The sequence below is a fragment of the Zongyangia acetica genome, from assembly GCF_038739695.1.
Classification (GTDB): domain Bacteria; phylum Bacillota; class Clostridia; order Oscillospirales; family Ruminococcaceae; genus Zongyangia; species Zongyangia gallinarum.
Window position 1 is genome coordinate 104,008 of sequence record NZ_JBBEWN010000003.1, and the last position, 16,244, is coordinate 120,251.

The following is a 16,244-nucleotide window of genomic DNA, read 5'->3' on the forward strand; positions in this document are numbered from 1 at the left end:
AAAACATACCACTGACAGAAAGGACAGATACAGTTGGATATCAAGAAAAAAGAAGTATTGCTGATTACTATTATTTATCTCTCTTTTATCAGTTTAGGTCTTCCTGATGGAATTCTCGGTGTTGCCTGGCCCTCGATACGTGTAGAAATGGGGCTTCCCCTGGAAAGTGTGGGGATTCTCACTACTTTGCTTTTGTGTTTATCGGCCTTTTCCAGTGTGATAAGCGGTCGAATTCTTCGCCGTTTTGGAACTGGAGCCGTCACTTTCGTAAGTTGTATGATGACAGGTCTAGGGCTGCTTGGATTCTCCCTTTCTCCTAGCTTTGGATGGCTGATTGTCTGCGTGATTCCCCTGGGATTTGGGCAGGGCGCTGTAGATTCAGGGCTTAACCGTTATGTAGCAGATCACTACACCTCCCGACACATGAACTGGTTGCATTGCTTTTGGGGTTTAGGAGCTTCAGTTGGTCCTATCATCATTTCTAGTGCGCTTTCATGGAGCGGCTCCTGGAGAGGCGGCTATCAAATGGTATCCTCTATTCAGCTGACACTTGCTGTCATCCTGTTTGTCAGTGTGATCGCTAAGCTTTGGCAGGATAAAATTCAAAAAGGCCAGCCATCGAGTAATACAAAAGATCCTTCTCATAAAGCCAAAGTTTTTGGAAGGCTCGCACCAACACTTGGCGTTCTGCTCTTCTTTCTCTACGCCGGAATGGAATTTACTGTAGGTGTCTGGGTCAATAGTGTTTTGGTAGAGTCTCGAGGAATTCCTGTAGCTATCGCCGCTCTCTGTGTCACTCTCTACTATGGCGGTATAATGGTTGGACGTTTTCTTTGCGGCATTGTTGTCAACAAAATGGGAAATCTACGTATGATCCGCCTTGGACTGACTTTCGCAGTTGCTGGGGCTTTGATTCTTTGGTTCGTTCCGATGTCCTGGGGCGCCTTGATAGGAACCACGATGATCGGCGTGGGAATAGGGCCTGTTTATCCCTGTCTGATGCATGAAACTCCCATCCGTTTCGAGAAGAGTGTCAGTGATAAACTGATCGGTTATCAAGTAGGCGCCGCTTGTCTGGGCGGCTCCGTCCTTTCGTCAGCTTTGGGGGTGTTTCTCTCGTGGTTCTCCCTGGAACTTTTCTTCCCAGTGGTCGTTTTACTTCTTATCATCAACTTTTCTGTCAGTGAACTATTGGAAAAGAAGGCGACCCATCCTACTGATTTTGTATCTACTAAAATATAAAACACAGACAGGGCGCTGTTATATGACGGCGCCCTGTCTGTGTTTTATATTCGACTCAAGTCCTGTTTCTTTTTTGACACACCATATTGGTCTGTAAACTTACAGGGGTAATCATTACAGGAAGTACAAGCCTTGACGTGACGTCTACGCGCGCAGTTGCGCATCTCGCACCCGGCGCACATCTTTTCAGGAACGATATCGGATTGACACCCTCCACATCTCATCTCCTCTTTCTCAAAAACGCAGTCCACTGTTGAATATTCTCGGGCAGTTCTCTCCATCAGCGCCTTATCTCCTGTGTGAAACGCAATATAAAGCGGACATTCATTACATTGAAGACCACAATATCCTGTAGAGTTCATCATTTCTCCTCCATCTGGACCAAAAAGCCCATAAGGTTATCTACCGTTAAATAAAGATCTTCTCTGCTTCTTTCTTTAAGCTTCTCAAAAGGGGCTGCAATTCGGTTGATGCTAAAAATTCCAGATACCCCTTGAGTGTAGACTTCTTCTAAATTATCTCCAATATCCCCCACAATTGCCACAAGTGGGATGCCTAAGGTTTGCGCTCGTTTGGCAGTACCTATCACTACTTTGCCTCGCAGGCTTTGCCCATCAATTTTGCCCTCACCAGTGAGAATCAAATCTGCTCCAGATGCCTGACGGTCAAAATTCACAGTATCAAGAACCGTATCAATTCCCATTTGAAGCCGTGCATCAAAAAAGGCTGCCATGCCTCCACCCATGCCGCCCGCTGCTCCTGCTCCAGGTAATTCTACAATATCTTTTCCCAGGTCCCGCAAAATGATTTTTCCAAGATGGGCGAGTCCCAGATCAAGACGGAAGACCATTTCTGTATCCGCCCCCTTTTGTGGACCAAAAACTGCCGCAGCACCTGTAGTTCCACAGAGAGGATTATCAATGTCGCACATGGTAACGATTTCTACTCCAGAAAAGAGTTTTTTAGCTGCGGAAATATCAATGTGGGCAATGTCTCCCAGTGTCTCGCCTACGGGCACAAACGCAATTCCTTCTTTGTTATAAAAACGTACCCCTGCGGCTGCCGCAGCCCCACATCCCCCGTCATTGGTAGCGCTTCCGCCAAGGCCTACAATAATTTTTTTGCAGCCCTGCTGTACGGCATGGCAAAGGAGTTGTCCCACTCCGTAAGTAGTGGTTTTCTCTGGATTTTTGCGATCTCCTACTAGGGGCAGGCCGGCACATGCTGCCATTTCAATAACCGCCGTATCCTTCCCTATCTTTCCGTAAAATCCGGTCATCTCCTTAAAATAAGGTCCTTTGACATTGATCGAGATTTTTTCTCCTCCCATAGCCGCCAGAAAGCAATCGACACTTCCCTCTCCTCCGTCGGCCACCGGAATGGATATGATCTGCGCCTCTGGGAAGTGCCTGCGGATTGCCCTTTCCATCAGTTCACATATTTCTGTAGAAGTCATTGTGCCCTTAAAAGAGTCGGGAACTAGAACGAATTTTTTCATGCCAGCTTTCCTTTCCCATTTTTCTCCATTGTAAAACAGAGGTGTTCAGTTGTAAAGTTTAAAATTTTGAAATGCGGCGGGAACATGGCTCTCACTAAAAGCAAAAGAGGCAAGCTATCATTTCAATATAGCTTGCCTCTTTTGCTTCATTAGAGTTCTCACTTACAAACGCTTTTTCTCCACTTTAAAGCCTTCACCAAATACTTCTGAAGTATCCAGCGCGATAATAAATGCATTGGGGTCGCTTTCCAACGTGATTTGTTTAAGCCTATAAAACTGATTTGGACGGACAGCGCACATGATGATCTTCTTTGGATCCCCTGTATATGCGCCCTCTCCTGCTAACAGTGTTACACCGCGGTCGAGGCCTTCCAGGATAGTTTGTGCCACCTGATCCGGTATATCGGACACCACCATGACCATTTTGCCCCGATCCATCCCATAAAGTACAACATCAATCATTACTGAACTAGAAAAAATGCACACCGCACCATAAAGAGCCGATTCCATACCCCCATAGACAGCTGCTGCAATCAAAAGCACCACGCAATCGATCAATAGCATCAATCTTCCCATCTGCATATGAGGCCATCTTCTTTGCAAGAGTCGGGCTACAATATCGGTGCCACCAGTGGTAGATCCCCTCATGAAAATGATGCCGAGACCAATACCTAAAATAACGCCGCCTGCCAGGGAGGCCATTACCATGTCTCCGGTAAAAACTGGCATACCTCTGGTAACAACATCGATCATCAAGGTAGAAAGCCCCACAGTGATCAATGTGCGCAAGGTAAATCGTCTGCCAATAAAGCGAAATCCCAGCAGAAGTAAAGGAACGTTGATCAAAAACGATAAAGCTCCGATAGGTAAACCCGTCAAATAGCTAATTACGGTTGCAAGTCCGGTTACACCGCCCGGTGCGATCTCATTGGGAGCTGTAAAAATATGGACAGCAATTGCATATAAAAAGGTCCCGATTATGTCACTACAGACGTCAAGCAAGAGATGTATCTTTTTATTGCCACTATTTAAGATCGCATGCATGAGAAAGTCTCCTTATCGGGCCCAAAACTTTTTATTGGTTGTCTTCCGTGTTTCTGTCTTTCTCTGTCTGTGCATCTAATCCAGATGATATGATGTCAAAAAGCTGTATAATACGATCCAGTTCTCCCTTGAGGTACAAATAGCCAAACAGGGCTTCTACTCCGGTAGCCCTTCTATATTCACAAGGATCCGCGTTTTTCGGTACGGTAGAAGAATGACTATTTCTTCCCCGCTTCAGGATAGAAAGCTCTTCTTCACTCAATATGGGCTCAATCAGCTCATATCCCAATGACTGCGCCGATGCCCGTACCCTAGAAACGGACATTTTATGCAATTTATAAACCGGCGCATTAGGAGTTCTCTGCAACAGCTGTTCTCGTACCATAAGTTCATAAACAGCGTCTCCTACAAATGCTAAACTAATGGGGCCTAACTGTTTCGGATTCATTGGTGTCGATAATAAGTCTAACGTAAGCATTCTCCTTTTCGCTTCTAACGGACATAATCAAATTCTAGATCATAGATACTTACAGTGTCTCCCTCTTGTACTCCCATTTCCTCCAACTTATTGATGATACCGCTTTCTCTCAGAACCCTCTGGAAATATTGGAGGGACTCATAATCGTCCATATTTACTGTGGACAAAATCGGAATCAGCCACTCAGCTTCCACCTCAAAAATTCCCTCGCGTTTACGAACTTCGAACTTGTCCCGTCCAGTGGGTGCAAAAATTTCCATTGGGAGCGGCTCTGGTTCATAGCGAAGAATTGGAGGCAGTTGATCCAACTGCGCAGCCACCTCATTTATCAGCGCATCCACGCCAGTGCGGGTAGCCGCAGAAATTGGGAAAAAGGGAATTTGTTTTTTCTCTATATACTGGCGAAAAGCCGCAATCTGTTCCTCGTTAGCCAAATCGCATTTATTGGCGGCCACTATTTGTGGGCGTTTTGCAAGTTCTTCATCAAAATTTTTAAGCTCTTGGTTAATCTTTTCAAAGTCTTCGATGGGATCTCTTCCCTCAATACCCGAAACATCCACTAAATGGACAATGAGCCTGCAACGTTCTACATGACGTAGGAACTCGTGCCCCAGCCCTATTCCCTCGCTGGCCCCTTCAATCAGGCCTGGAATATCTGCCATAACAAAGGACTTTTCTTCATCAACCCGCACAACACCTAAAACTGGTGTCAGCGTCGTAAAATGATAATTGGCAATTTGGGGTTTTGCCTCACTGACCACCGAAATCAAAGATGATTTTCCCACATTTGGAAATCCTACCAATCCGACATCTGCCAGAAGCTTGAGTTCCAGTGTCAACTCAAAGCATTCTCCCGGCATGCCAGGTTTTGAAAAGCGAGGGATTTGTCGGGTGGGAGTCGCAAAATGTTGATTTCCCCAACCGCCTTTTCCTCCTTTGGCGACGACAACTGGTTCTTTGGTGGATAGATCCGCCATGATGCGTCCCGAGTTTGCTTCTTTGATTACTGTACCCAAAGGTACCTTAATAACCAAGGGTTCGGCGCTTTTCCCTGTACACCGCTTCTTTGATCCAGGCTCACCATTGGGCGCTACATAGTTCTTACGATACTTAAAATCCACTAACGTGGAAAGATTCGTATCCGCCTGAAAGACAATATCACCGCCTCGACCTCCGTCACCGCCATCAGGTCCACCGGCTGCCACATACTTCTCCCTATGAAAAGAAACTGCACCGTTTCCGCCATTTCCTGCCTTAACCTTGATTTTTACTTTGTCGATAAACATTGCTCTCCACTGCCATTTCTCCGCGCAAAGGCGTTCTTGCTATTTTGTGCGCGGCCAAAACAGCAAGAGAAGCTCTAGATTTATTGTACCACCCAGCCAGGTGGACATACAAGTATAGGATGAAAAAGTAAACCTTTCATTCTCTTTTCTTCCAATTCTAGACGTATTCCTTTTATTTGATCTATAATAAAAAATCCCGGACAAAAGCCCGGGATTTTTGCATCTGTTGCTGTGAACTTATGCCTCTACGGGATAGACGCTGACCTTTTTACGGTCGCGGCCCAGGCGCTCAAATTTAACCTTGCCGCTTACGGTTGCAAACAGTGTATCATCACTGCCGCGGCCAACGTTTTCACCAGCATGGATATGGGTACCTCTCTGGCGAACCAAAATGTTTCCTGCCAGAACAAACTGACCGTCACCACGTTTTACACCCAGTCTTTTGGACTCGGAATCACGGCCGTTCTTTGTGGAACCGACACCTTTTTTATGAGCAAAAAATTGCAGGCTAATCTTCAGCATTGCATTACACCTCCGAAACATTGATTGAAATTGTGTTTGGATATGCTTCCGATAGCAGGTTGAGTTGGAGCAAAAAGGCTCTCATAAAATCCTCAGCTCGCTGATCAGGAGCCATGAGTTTCAGTGAAATCCAATTTTCTTCTACCTTGACCTGCGCTTTAGCACCTACGACTTCCGTAATGCCATTAGCCGTCAGTTGTAGAGCGGAGGAAACTCCAGCGCAAACGATGTCTTCCCCTGCGTTGGCAAAGCCAGCATGTCCAGAGACATCAAACGCAACAAGTTTTCCATCCTTTTGGGTAAACTTTGCAGTTACCATTCTTATGCGTTAATAGACTGAATCTCAACTTTGGTATAGGGCTGTCTATGACCCATTTTGCGCTTGGAATCCTTTTTAGGACGATAGGTAAGTACTGTAACCTTCTTGCCCTTGCCGTTTTTCAGGACTTTTGCAGTTACTTTTGCGCCTTCCACAGTGGGGGTACCTACTACGATACCGTCGTCTTTTCCAACAGCACAAACTTTGTCAAACTCAACTACTGCGTCGACGTCAGCCTGCAGCTTTTCGATGAAAACAACATCACCCTCACTGACGCGATACTGTTTTCCACCAGTCTCGATAATTGCGTACATAGATGTATCCTCTTTCTTTAGTCTCGCTACTACTAAGGCGGGGATAAGCCCACTTTGTGCCCAGAGTATGCGGCATTACATATCATACCAAACTCCTGGCAATAAGTCAAGCATTTTTCATTCTCATCCATCGTTTTTGTAGCCTTCAGAGCGATTTTCTTTTTCCGTACCAGCAGATGCCGGAAACCAGATTTGTCTCCTCCGCTTCCCGCTAATTTATTTGCGTGCAGCACGTTCTTTTGCCGCCGTCAGCGTATTTTTCATCAGCATAGAGATGGTCATCGGTCCTACGCCGCCCGGAACAGGAGTTAAATATCCAGCGACTTCCTTTACATTTTCAAAATCCACATCACCACAAAGTTTCCCGTTCTCATCTCGATCCATGCCCACATCAATGACAATAGCTCCAGGCTTTACCATATCTGCCTTGACAAATTTGGCGATTCCGACTGCTGCAATCAAAATATCCGCCCTGCGGCAGACCTCAGGCAGGTTCTTCGTCCGGGAATGGCAGATGGTGACGGTAGCATTCTTATGAAGCATCAGCATTGCCATTGGCTTTCCAACAATGTTGGAACGCCCAATGACCACACATTCCATTCCTGTCACATCCACACCGATGGAATCGATCAGCTCTACAATTCCGGCAGGAGTGCAAGGCAAAAAGCTGTAGTTGCCGATCATAATTTTTCCCACATTCTGTTCATGGAAAGCATCCACATCCTTTTTAGGAGAAATAGCTTCAATGACCGCCTTTTCATCGATGTGCTTTGGCAAAGGTAGCTGGACCAGAATCCCATCAATCTCCTCACGGCTGTTGAGTTCTTTCACAAGCTTTACCAGTTCCTCTTGGGTAGTTTCAGCGGAAAGCGCGTGTTCTTCCGAATAGAAACCTACCTCCGCGCATGCTTTCTTTTTATTGTTGACATAAACTCTGGAAGCAGGATCATCTCCTACAATCACTACCGCCAATCCTGGGGTAATACCTGTCTTTTCTTTCAGATCTTTTGTCTCGACTGCAATCTTCTCTCGGGTCTGCTGAGAGACCGCCTTCCCATCAATAATTACAGCACTATTCGCCATCAGTTTCTTCCTCCTCATGTTTGTCTTGTTCTTTCTCTTCTTCTACTATTTCTTCGGATTTATCCGCTTCGCCCTCTTGGCTATCATCTTTAGAGGCGCTATTTTCTTCTGATAGGATGATGCCAATTGATGCGTCGTTAGTACCTGCCTTCTTCACCAGTTTTTTATATGCTTTATAGCCATGAGCCAAAATATATTGAGACTCTGAAGTATTGACATAAAGCGTCTCTTGGCTATCGATCCCAGACTTTCTCAGACGATAGCGAGTATAAATCCATATAGCCAGCGCAGCCAATACAAAAAGCGCGGCTAACAGCTGGGAAATACGAATGCGCCCTAACATCAGACTATCTGTCCGCAGTCCCTCGATGACAAAGCGTCCTGCTCCATACCACATACTGTAGAACAGGAATATTTCTCCATCAAACCGGCGATGCTTGACATAAAAATGGAGCAAAACAAAACCTAAAATACACCAAAGGGATTCGTATAAAAAGCAGGGATGAACCATGCCGGTAGGATCGATCTGCATCCCTTGTGCGGTCAATTGGTCCAAATGTTGTGTCAGGTAGTTTTCTATGGTAGGGCTGGTCATTCCCCAGGGTAAGGTGGTATTGCAGCCAAAAGCCTCAACATTGACAAAGTTACCCCAACGTCCAATGCCCTGGCCGATGAGAAATCCGAGAGACACCAGGTCAAGAGTAGGCAGCAGCTTTACTCCGCGTATTTTGCAGGCGATAGCGCCGAAAATCACTGCACCAATAAGTCCACCATAGATACCCATACCGCCTTCCCAAGTCTTAAAAATGCTAAGTAGGTCATCTTTATAAATATCCCAGGAAAATACGACGTAATAAAGTCTTGCGCATATTACGCCACCAATGAGGCCGATAATAACAACGTCAATAAGCCTGTCCAAATCCAGGCCAAACTTTTTGCATCGATAGGAAGCGTATAAAACAGCCAATAAAAATCCGGCGGCAATAATGATACCGTACCAGTAAATAGAAAAATTCCCGATCTGAAAAGCTACGTTATTAAAAGAAAAATGCAGTCCAAGCCCTGGAAAATCCACGATCTGCTGCATATGTACAGCTCCTTTCCCTGCGCGGGAATCTTCCCGCGCGTCTCTTATAAAACTGAAAATGAATCCTCTTTCACGATCAATACGCTAATTTCCAGTCGTATTCACAATAGAAACTGTGCCATATGATTCACACAGCATGTTCATAAAGCGCTCATTTGCTTCTTCATAAGTCATATTGGCAACCATTTCTACAATATCATAGATGCCACAACCACCAAAATGGGCCGTAACCATTGCGGAACTGAGGATTTCTACACTTTCAAAAGCCCGGACATAGCGGCCATAAACACAGCGCTTACTGCGCTCAAACTCCTCCTTGGGGAGTCCTGTTTTCTTCATCTCCGCAATACTTTCGCAAAGTCTTCTATATACTTCATCAGGATTTTCCGATTCGCCGGAAAAGATGGAGCAGAGATACCCTTCTCCAGAAAAAACTTCTGTTCCAAATGTCTGGTTAATCAGACCTGCATCATAAAGCTCTCTATATGTTTGTGAGCTTTCTCCCGCGACCACATCCAAGATCACTTCGTTGAGTAGATCTCCTTTCATAAAGCCCGCTCTGTCATCTGGAGTTTCCTTGAATCCGATACTAAACAAAGGCGTTGCCACGTCCAGCTTTTGCACATGCCGTTTGGACAGGATCTCCTTCGGTTCTATCACCGGTGCATTTTCAATCTGGATTTCTGGAGCTGTCGGAAGCATTCTATCGCAGCATTCTAGTACTGTATCAATATCAAAGTTACCTGCAATAGCAAGCACCATGTTGCGCAGGTTATAGAAGGTATTGTAACAGCTATAAAGGGTATCTGCTGTAATTTCAGCAATAGATTCCACCGTTCCCGCAATGTCAATCTTGACTGGATGATTTTGATACAAGCTTTCCAGCATATTAAATAGCACCCGCCAGTCGGGGCTATCGTCATACATTTTGATCTCCTGACCAATAATACCCTGCTCTTTCTCTACTGATTCCTTGGTGAAATAGGGACGGGTTACCAGATCCAAAAGGATTTCCAGAGAAGGTTTAAAATTCTGAGTGCAGGAGAAAAGATAGCAAGTTTTATCAAAAGAGGTAAATGCATTGGCGGATGCACCCGTCTTCGCATATTTTGCAAAGGCATCCCCGTCCTCTTTCTCAAACATTTTATGTTCCAAAAAGTGGGCGACGCCCGCCGGTACAGTAGTAAAAGGAGCATCCGGCGCAGTTTTAAAGGTGTTATTGATGGAGCCAAAATTGGTTCCAAACAAGGCATAGGCGCTGGAATAACCTTGCAACGGATACAAAAGCAGGGTCAAACCACTTTTATGCTGAATTTTTGTATAGGACTCACCCAGACGTTCGTTTTTGATAATCTCCCTATTCATGGTCTTCCGCTCCCCTTCCAGTAAGGTAATAAACAGTATCAAGCTGCACCTGGCTTGCCGCTTCAACTACTTCCTCCCGGGTTACCTTGTCAATCATATCGGCTTCCTCTTGGGGAGATCGGTATTCTCCTGTGATAATTTGGCCCAGATACCATCCTTCAATTCCTGCCAAGGAATCCCCAATATGGTCAAAGGAATTGCGCAGACTTAATTTCGCAGCGTTAAATTCTTCTTGGGTGTATTCGTTTTTCTTCATAATGTCTAGCTGCTTTAAGATCTCGTCATATGCTTTTTGCCTATTCTGGTCTTCAATTCCGCAATCAACCATCACAGTACCCTTGGCTCTATCAAACCGGGCAGCGCAGTAATAACAAAGGCTTAGCTTTTCCCTGACGTTGATAAACAAACGTGAAAACGGAGTCCCTCCGTAAATTGCCACCATCAGCCTTGCGGCAGCAATTTTTTTCTGGTCGCCACTGATACCGGTAGTAAAGCCTAACACCATCTTCGCTTGGGTTACATCCAATTGATCTGTAACTTGTTTGACCTCTCCCCCGCTTGCTTTTACCCGCATCTCTGGCAGGGCAGTTCCTCCACGCTGGATCTTTGAAAAAGCATGAGAAAAGATGCTTTCCGCTACAGCAGGGTCTCCTGCGCCACAGAAAAGTATCTCTACCTGTGCTGTTGCGAGTAAGCGCTGATAGGCTGCATATGCGGTTTCTGGCGTTATTTTTTCAGCCATTTCCTCACTGCCATAACGTCCCACACCAGCCGGTTCTCCAGCAAACATAATCTGGGTACAACGGTTAATGGCATAGCTTCGTTTTTCGTTAATTTCCGCCTGGATGGATGCAATCAAATATTTCTTTTCCAGCTCGACATCTGTAGGATCGAAATGGCCATCCACCAATTTAGGCTCCAGCAAGAGACCACAAAGCAGTTCACAACACGCTTTGATAATCTGCTCGTTCTCCATAGTAAAGCGATCGTCCAAGCTCTGGACGGACAGGTTAATGATTTGATCGTCGCCGACTTTTCGCACATCAGCATCCAACGCCGCTCCATAGAGAGAGGCCAACCGTCGATTTAGTTCGGTAAAATCAGGACAGCCTGCATAACCTTTGCGCAGAATAAACGGTACGATAGCGTTCTGGGCCGCGGTTTCATGATGAAGGGTGGTGATTAGATTGACAGAAATACGGTTTGATTTAAACTTTTCATCGCGTACAGCGTTAAAAAACACTCGGTCTAGGAGTTTCGTCCTTTTCAAGGTCTGCTCCATCTTTTCTATCTCCTCCAACTGGATTTACGGGCAAAGCTCGCATTTCTTTTCTATCATACTATTTTTCCCAAAGATTATCAATTGCTTTTGCCCTCGTTCATTTTTTGTTTACGAGGTGCGATAGTTGGATATAACACCGGAAACAATGCTCCTCTACCGCTTGCAGGCTGTTCGTCCGAGGAGAGAATCAATCGGATACCCACAGGACGTCGGGGAGGAAGCTTCTTTGGTGGTCTGATCGTTACCCAGGAATCCAAATTGGATAGTAGGGCCAAGCGATATTTTCGGAAGTGCGCCTGGGCAAATCTCATAGCGCTATCTGAATACGGAACGCCACCTAGAAAGTAATTACTGTTCATTTCATGATCATCCTTTCACCGAAAGAGATTCATGAAATAGTTTTCCATTTTTCACCGCTTTCATACAAGAGGAAATAAGAAGCAGCTGCCCCCAAAAGGTAGCTGCTTCTTATTGTATTAGTACATTTCTTCTCTTTTTTTCCGAATACGACGCACTACATTAATGACAATTGAAGCCACAATACAAAGAACTAAAAACACAGGGATAATCCACTGATTTGCTCCCTCATTGGTGCTCATGATATCGGTCCAAAGCTTGTCCATCAGACGGTTTGCGTCATCCGGCAGACTTAAAAAGGTCTCGGTATTTTCCAGTATCTCATCAGACGGATAAGCGATAGGATTATTTTTTACTTCATCATCTAACAGTTCCATGGCACCGTCATTAGGTGTGGAGTAGCCGATGTATTCACAGTTAGCCAATCCTACTTCCGGTTCGCAGAGAAAATTAATGTACATCTCCGCCGCTTCCTTCTGTTGGCTGCCTTTTGGAATACAAATGGCATCTACAAAGCGATTGGTTCCTTCCTTCGGGAAGGCAAAAGCTAAATCTGGATTATCGGCAATCATGGTAATAGCATCCCCAGCATAATACGGAGCCAACGCCGCCTCCCCTGCCTGCATCTTGTCAAAGATCTCATCCATAACATAGGCCTGTACTAGAGGCTTTTGCTCTTTGAGACTTTCAGCAGCCTTTTCCAACTCGTCTGCATTGCCGGAGTTAAAGGAATAGCCCAGACGTTTCTGTGCAATAGCAAAAGCGTCTCTGGAATTGGCAAACATCAAAATGTCCCCCATATACCGAGCATCCCAAAGAATATCCCAGCTATCCACATCGCCATCCACCATGGTAGTATTGTAGATGATCCCTACAGTTCCCCAGGTATATGGTACAGAATATGCATTGTCTGGGTCATAAGCCGGATTGACAAATTGTTCATTAATATGCTGAAAGTTGGGGATATTCTCAAAATTAAGCGGTTCCAGCATATCTTCCTTGACCATCCGGCCGATCATATAATCAGAGGGGATAATAATATCATAACTAGCACCGCCGCTTTTTAACTTGGCGTAGAGTTCCTCATTAGAAGCATAGGTTGAGTAGTTTACTTTGATCCCGGTTAGTTCCTCGAACTCCTTGTTGACATTGATTGTCCCTTCTTCAGCACCATCAGAAATATATTCACCCCAGTTGTAAACGTTGATCGAAATGTTCTGGCCCTGGAATTTCTGATAGTAGCCCTCGTCCTCCACCTCAATTTGCGCGAAAGCGGGGAGCGTAAAGGTGATAAGCAGTAAAATTATAGAACATAGCGAGAGAACTCTTTTCACAGGCTCACCTCCCGGCGAACCTTTTTCTCTTTTTTCAAATCTTTGAAATTGACAATAAGAAGTGTGGCCAAAACTACAATAAAGATTATTGTAGATAGCGCGTTAATTTCTGGGCTTACCTTTCTCCGGGTCATGGAAAAGATGGTGACCGGAAGTGTCTGTGATGTGGGTCCGGTGGTAAAATAGCTAATAACAAAGTCATCCAAAGAAAAGGTGAAGGCCATCAGCATTCCTGAAATAATGCCTGGCAGGATTTCTGGAAAAATCACCTTACGAAAAGCCAGGAAGGGTGTGCATCCTAAGTCTAAAGCTGCCTCATAGACAAAATTATCCATCTGCCTTAGCTTTGGAAGCACATTGAGGATGACGTATGGTAGTCCAAAAGTAATATGTGCAATAATCAAGGTGGTAAATCCAAATTCCAGTTTCAGAAAGACAAACAGCAGCATCATGGATACGCCTGTGACAATTTCCGGGTTAATTATGGGAAGATATGTCAAATTCATCATAGCCGATTTCATCCACTTGTTCATGGAATTGATCCCTACTGCTGCCGCGGTGCCAATGATTGTGGCAATCAGGGAGGATACAATGGCAATGATAAGGGTGTTGATTAGAGATTGAATGATGACTTCATTGTGAAACAGTCGCTCATACCAATCAAAGGTAAAGCCTGTGAAGACCGCCCTGCTCTTCGATTCATTGAAGGAGTAGGCAATCAACACACCAATGGGAAGGTATAAAAATGCAAAGACCAATCCAATATAGGTGTTGGATAGCCATCTTCTCTTTTTCACAGCAATGCTCCCTCCATTCCCTCATCGTTGTCAAACTGGTTCATTATACTCATACATAGAAGAATGAGCACCATAAGGACCAGGGAAATGGCTGCACCCAAATTAGGATTATATGCATTGCCAAGAAATTGTAAATCAATCAGATCTCCGATGAGCAGATTACCGCCGCCGCCCAGCATCCGAGAAATGATAAAGGTGCTCACTGCCGGAACAAATACCATAGTAATTCCGGTGGTAATACCAGGAACGCTCAGCGGAAGAACCACCTTGGAAAAGACATGAAAGGAATTGGCGCCAAGATCCTGTGCCGCCTCAATGATCCGGTCATCTATTTTGACCATGATGGTATAAAGGGGCAGGATCATAAAGGGCAGGTAATTATATACCATCCCCAGAACCACCGCTCCCTGGGTATTAATCATCTCAAAGGGTCCTAAACCAAACAGGGCAAAAAAGCGATTGATGAGGCCATTTCTCTCTAATAAGGTCATCCATGCATAGGTGCGCAGCAGAAAATTCATCCACATGGGGAGCATCACCAGCATCAGGAATACCTTCTGCCTTCCTGCATGCATCCGAGAAAGAAGATAGGACAGAGGATAGGCAATGATCAAACAGACGATGGTGGCAATGGCAGCAAGCCAGATGGAACGAGCCAGAACCGGCGTGTACTGCCCAACACTGGATACATTTTCTAATGTAAAATGTCCATTCTGATCGATAAACGCAAAATAAGCCACCATTCCCAGCGGCACTACGACAAAGATAAAAGACCACACTGCATAAGGCAGAGAAGCAGATTTCAGTTTCATTTCTCCGCCTCCATTTTGTGCATAATGTGAATATCAAAGGGATCGATATTCATACCGATGGATGATCCCGGCTCCTGCGACTGGGTAGAATGGATAATCCAGGTAAATCCCGCTCCCTCCACCGTCATTTCATAGTGAACACCTTTGAATATAACCGACTCAACCCGGCCAGTTAACTGCCCTGCAATAGCGGGCACTACCTTAATATCCTCCGGTCGGATGACAACATCCACTTGTTCCATCTTGGCGAATCCTTTATCCACGCAATCAAATTGCCGTCCGGCAAATTCCACCACGAAATCTTTGTGCATAACGCCATCTAGAATGTTGCTTTCTCCGATAAAATCTGCTACAAAAGCATTTTCTGGCTCGTTGTAAATATCTTGAGGCGTGCCCACCTGCTGGATATGCCCATCTTTCATTACCACCACCGTATCGCTCATGGTCAAAGCTTCCTCTTGGTCGTGGGTTACATAAATAAAGGTGATATCCAAGCTCTGTTGTATGCGCTTCAGCTCAATCTGCATCCCTTTGCGAAGCTTGAGGTCCAATGCGCCCAAAGGTTCGTCTAAAAGCAGCAACCTGGGATGATTGACCAGAGCTCTTGCAATCGCCACCCGCTGCTGCTGACCACCGGATAAGCGATTCACGTTTCTTTTATCAAAGCCTTTTAGGTTGACTAGTTCCAGCATCTCAGAAACACGGGAGGATATTTCTTTTTCCGGCAGTTTTTTCAGCCGCAGTCCAAAGGCAATATTCTCAAATACGTTCAGATGCGGAAACAATGCATAACGCTGAAAGACAGTATTCAGCGGCCGCTTATAAGGCGGCAGGCCATTAATTCTCTTGCCATCAAAAAAGACATCGCCGGATGCAGGCTCCACAAACCCGCCAATAATGCGCAGCGTTGTGGTCTTTCCGCAGCCTGACGGGCCCAGCAATGTGACGAACTCCTTGTCGTGAATGTCAAGGTTGATTCCATCCAACACTACTTCCCCGTCATAGTCGACGACGATGTCTTTCAAGCTTACAATACAGTTCTCCCCCATTGAGCATCCCCCTTTGCGGATTTAAGTTACATGTCCCGGTAAACGAGCATGCCAACCCCGATGAACTTGTAGCCGCTTCCCGCAAAAGGCTTTTTCTATCGTTGCTGTGAATGTGCTTTTCCCATCATCCACCAGCCCGTTTTAGGCGGTACCTTATTCATCAGTTCATTCTCTTTTTTGCTAGATGCCAAAAGCAACGAATATCACTATAGCATATATCCTAAAAAAGTCAATATTTTTACTAAATTCTCGTAAATTTTGCGCTTCTGTCTGTGCTTTTATTAAATTTCCATATCCTGCTTCTAATATCTTTTATTTACTCCTTTTATCTTTTGTTTTCTCCGCATGAAATATCTCCATTGTCTTCTAGTATAT

17 protein-coding genes are annotated in these 16,244 nt (G+C 45.1%); 1 reads left to right on the forward strand and 16 read right to left on the reverse strand.

Annotated features, from left to right (window positions below; genetic code table 11):
* Positions 1 to 33: 33 nt before the first annotated feature.
* Positions 34 to 1,242, forward strand: a complete 1,209-nt coding sequence (locus WGC32_RS03795; RefSeq protein WP_342680732.1) for an MFS transporter — start codon at positions 34 to 36, stop codon at positions 1,240 to 1,242.
* A 44-nt stretch (positions 1,243 to 1,286) separates the two neighbouring features.
* Here WGC32_RS03795 and WGC32_RS15105 read toward each other — a convergent pair whose 3' ends face one another.
* The 16 genes from WGC32_RS15105 to potA form a co-directional block, all read right to left on the reverse strand.
* Positions 1,287 to 1,607: a DUF3795 domain-containing protein gene (locus WGC32_RS15105; RefSeq protein ID WP_462933614.1), complete on the reverse strand. Its 321-nt coding sequence runs from the start codon at positions 1,605 to 1,607 to the stop codon at positions 1,287 to 1,289.
* Complete coding sequence (locus tag WGC32_RS03800) at positions 1,604 to 2,740, reverse strand: glycerate kinase family protein (RefSeq protein ID WP_342680733.1); 1,137 nt, start codon at positions 2,738 to 2,740, stop codon at positions 1,604 to 1,606. The genes WGC32_RS15105 and WGC32_RS03800 overlap by 4 nt, the downstream gene beginning before the upstream one ends.
* Positions 2,741 to 2,902: 162 nt before the next feature.
* A complete protein-coding gene (locus WGC32_RS03805) occupies positions 2,903 to 3,784 on the reverse strand; it encodes a YitT family protein (RefSeq protein ID WP_342680734.1) in 882 nt (293 codons plus the stop codon).
* 31 nt (positions 3,785 to 3,815) lie between these two features.
* Positions 3,816 to 4,262: a Mini-ribonuclease 3 gene (locus WGC32_RS03810; protein ID WP_342680735.1), complete on the reverse strand. Its 447-nt coding sequence runs from the start codon at positions 4,260 to 4,262 to the stop codon at positions 3,816 to 3,818.
* A gap of 14 nt (positions 4,263 to 4,276) precedes the next feature.
* Positions 4,277 to 5,548: a GTPase ObgE gene (obgE, locus tag WGC32_RS03815; protein WP_342680736.1), complete on the reverse strand. Its 1,272-nt coding sequence runs from the start codon at positions 5,546 to 5,548 to the stop codon at positions 4,277 to 4,279.
* Positions 5,549 to 5,785: 237 nt separating this feature from the next.
* The gene (rpmA, locus tag WGC32_RS03820) at positions 5,786 to 6,070 is read right to left on the reverse strand and encodes a 50S ribosomal protein L27 (RefSeq protein ID WP_191482260.1); all 285 of its coding nucleotides are present in this window, start codon (positions 6,068 to 6,070) and stop codon (positions 5,786 to 5,788) included.
* 4 nt (positions 6,071 to 6,074) lie between these two features.
* On the reverse strand, positions 6,075 to 6,389 hold the full coding sequence (locus WGC32_RS03825; RefSeq protein WP_342680737.1) for a ribosomal-processing cysteine protease Prp: 315 nt from the start codon (positions 6,387 to 6,389) through the stop codon (positions 6,075 to 6,077).
* A 2-nt stretch (positions 6,390 to 6,391) separates the two neighbouring features.
* The gene (gene rplU / locus WGC32_RS03830) at positions 6,392 to 6,703 is read right to left on the reverse strand and encodes a 50S ribosomal protein L21 (RefSeq protein WP_191482258.1); all 312 of its coding nucleotides are present in this window, start codon (positions 6,701 to 6,703) and stop codon (positions 6,392 to 6,394) included.
* A 216-nt stretch (positions 6,704 to 6,919) separates the two neighbouring features.
* Positions 6,920 to 7,786: a bifunctional methylenetetrahydrofolate dehydrogenase/methenyltetrahydrofolate cyclohydrolase FolD gene (folD, locus tag WGC32_RS03835; protein WP_342680738.1), complete on the reverse strand. Its 867-nt coding sequence runs from the start codon at positions 7,784 to 7,786 to the stop codon at positions 6,920 to 6,922.
* Positions 7,776 to 8,873 carry a prolipoprotein diacylglyceryl transferase gene (gene lgt / locus WGC32_RS03840; protein ID WP_342680739.1) on the reverse strand — a complete coding sequence of 366 codons (1,098 nt, stop codon included), beginning with the start codon at positions 8,871 to 8,873 and terminating at the stop codon, positions 7,776 to 7,778. Before lgt ends, folD begins: the two co-directional genes overlap by 11 nt.
* A gap of 84 nt (positions 8,874 to 8,957) precedes the next feature.
* Positions 8,958 to 10,304, reverse strand: a complete 1,347-nt coding sequence (gene yfmH, locus WGC32_RS03845; RefSeq protein WP_342680740.1) for an EF-P 5-aminopentanol modification-associated protein YfmH — start codon at positions 10,302 to 10,304, stop codon at positions 8,958 to 8,960.
* Complete coding sequence (gene yfmF, locus WGC32_RS03850) at positions 10,231 to 11,520, reverse strand: EF-P 5-aminopentanol modification-associated protein YfmF (RefSeq protein ID WP_342680741.1); 1,290 nt, start codon at positions 11,518 to 11,520, stop codon at positions 10,231 to 10,233. Before yfmF ends, yfmH begins: the two co-directional genes overlap by 74 nt.
* 476 nt (positions 11,521 to 11,996) lie before the next feature.
* Complete coding sequence (locus WGC32_RS03855) at positions 11,997 to 13,211, reverse strand: ABC transporter substrate-binding protein (protein WP_224771902.1); 1,215 nt, start codon at positions 13,209 to 13,211, stop codon at positions 11,997 to 11,999.
* Positions 13,208 to 14,008, reverse strand: a complete 801-nt coding sequence (locus WGC32_RS03860; RefSeq protein WP_191482254.1) for an ABC transporter permease subunit — start codon at positions 14,006 to 14,008, stop codon at positions 13,208 to 13,210. The genes WGC32_RS03855 and WGC32_RS03860 overlap by 4 nt, the downstream gene beginning before the upstream one ends.
* Positions 14,005 to 14,820 carry an ABC transporter permease subunit gene (locus WGC32_RS03865; RefSeq protein ID WP_191482253.1) on the reverse strand — a complete coding sequence of 272 codons (816 nt, stop codon included), beginning with the start codon at positions 14,818 to 14,820 and terminating at the stop codon, positions 14,005 to 14,007. The genes WGC32_RS03860 and WGC32_RS03865 overlap by 4 nt, the downstream gene beginning before the upstream one ends.
* Positions 14,817 to 15,869: a spermidine/putrescine ABC transporter ATP-binding protein gene (potA, locus tag WGC32_RS03870; protein ID WP_191482252.1), complete on the reverse strand. Its 1,053-nt coding sequence runs from the start codon at positions 15,867 to 15,869 to the stop codon at positions 14,817 to 14,819. The genes WGC32_RS03865 and potA overlap by 4 nt, the downstream gene beginning before the upstream one ends.
* Positions 15,870 to 16,244 lie beyond the last annotated feature (375 nt).

What these genes read in the sequence shown, in the direction of transcription:
- WGC32_RS15105 (WP_462933614.1), bottom strand. Translation starts at nt 1,607, where the DNA reads ATGATGAACTCTACAGGATATTGTGGTCTTCAATGTAATGAATGTCCG.
- WGC32_RS03800 (WP_342680733.1), bottom strand. Translation starts at nt 2,740, where the DNA reads ATGAAAAAATTCGTTCTAGTTCCCGACTCTTTTAAGGGCACAATGACT.
- WGC32_RS03805 (WP_342680734.1), bottom strand. Translation starts at nt 3,784, where the DNA reads ATGCATGCGATCTTAAATAGTGGCAATAAAAAGATACATCTCTTGCTT.
- WGC32_RS03810 (WP_342680735.1), bottom strand. Translation starts at nt 4,262, where the DNA reads ATGCTTACGTTAGACTTATTATCGACACCAATGAATCCGAAACAGTTA.
- obgE (WP_342680736.1), bottom strand. Translation starts at nt 5,548, where the DNA reads ATGTTTATCGACAAAGTAAAAATCAAGGTTAAGGCAGGAAATGGCGGA.
- rpmA (WP_191482260.1), bottom strand. Translation starts at nt 6,070, where the DNA reads ATGCTGAAGATTAGCCTGCAATTTTTTGCTCATAAAAAAGGTGTCGGT.
- WGC32_RS03825 (WP_342680737.1), bottom strand. Translation starts at nt 6,389, where the DNA reads ATGGTAACTGCAAAGTTTACCCAAAAGGATGGAAAACTTGTTGCGTTT.
- rplU (WP_191482258.1), bottom strand. Translation starts at nt 6,703, where the DNA reads ATGTACGCAATTATCGAGACTGGTGGAAAACAGTATCGCGTCAGTGAG.
- folD (WP_342680738.1), bottom strand. Translation starts at nt 7,786, where the DNA reads ATGGCGAATAGTGCTGTAATTATTGATGGGAAGGCGGTCTCTCAGCAG.
- lgt (WP_342680739.1), bottom strand. Translation starts at nt 8,873, where the DNA reads ATGCAGCAGATCGTGGATTTTCCAGGGCTTGGACTGCATTTTTCTTTT.
- yfmF (WP_342680741.1), bottom strand. Translation starts at nt 11,520, where the DNA reads ATGGAGCAGACCTTGAAAAGGACGAAACTCCTAGACCGAGTGTTTTTT.
- WGC32_RS03865 (WP_191482253.1), bottom strand. Translation starts at nt 14,820, where the DNA reads ATGAAACTGAAATCTGCTTCTCTGCCTTATGCAGTGTGGTCTTTTATC.
- potA (WP_191482252.1), bottom strand. Translation starts at nt 15,869, where the DNA reads ATGGGGGAGAACTGTATTGTAAGCTTGAAAGACATCGTCGTCGACTAT.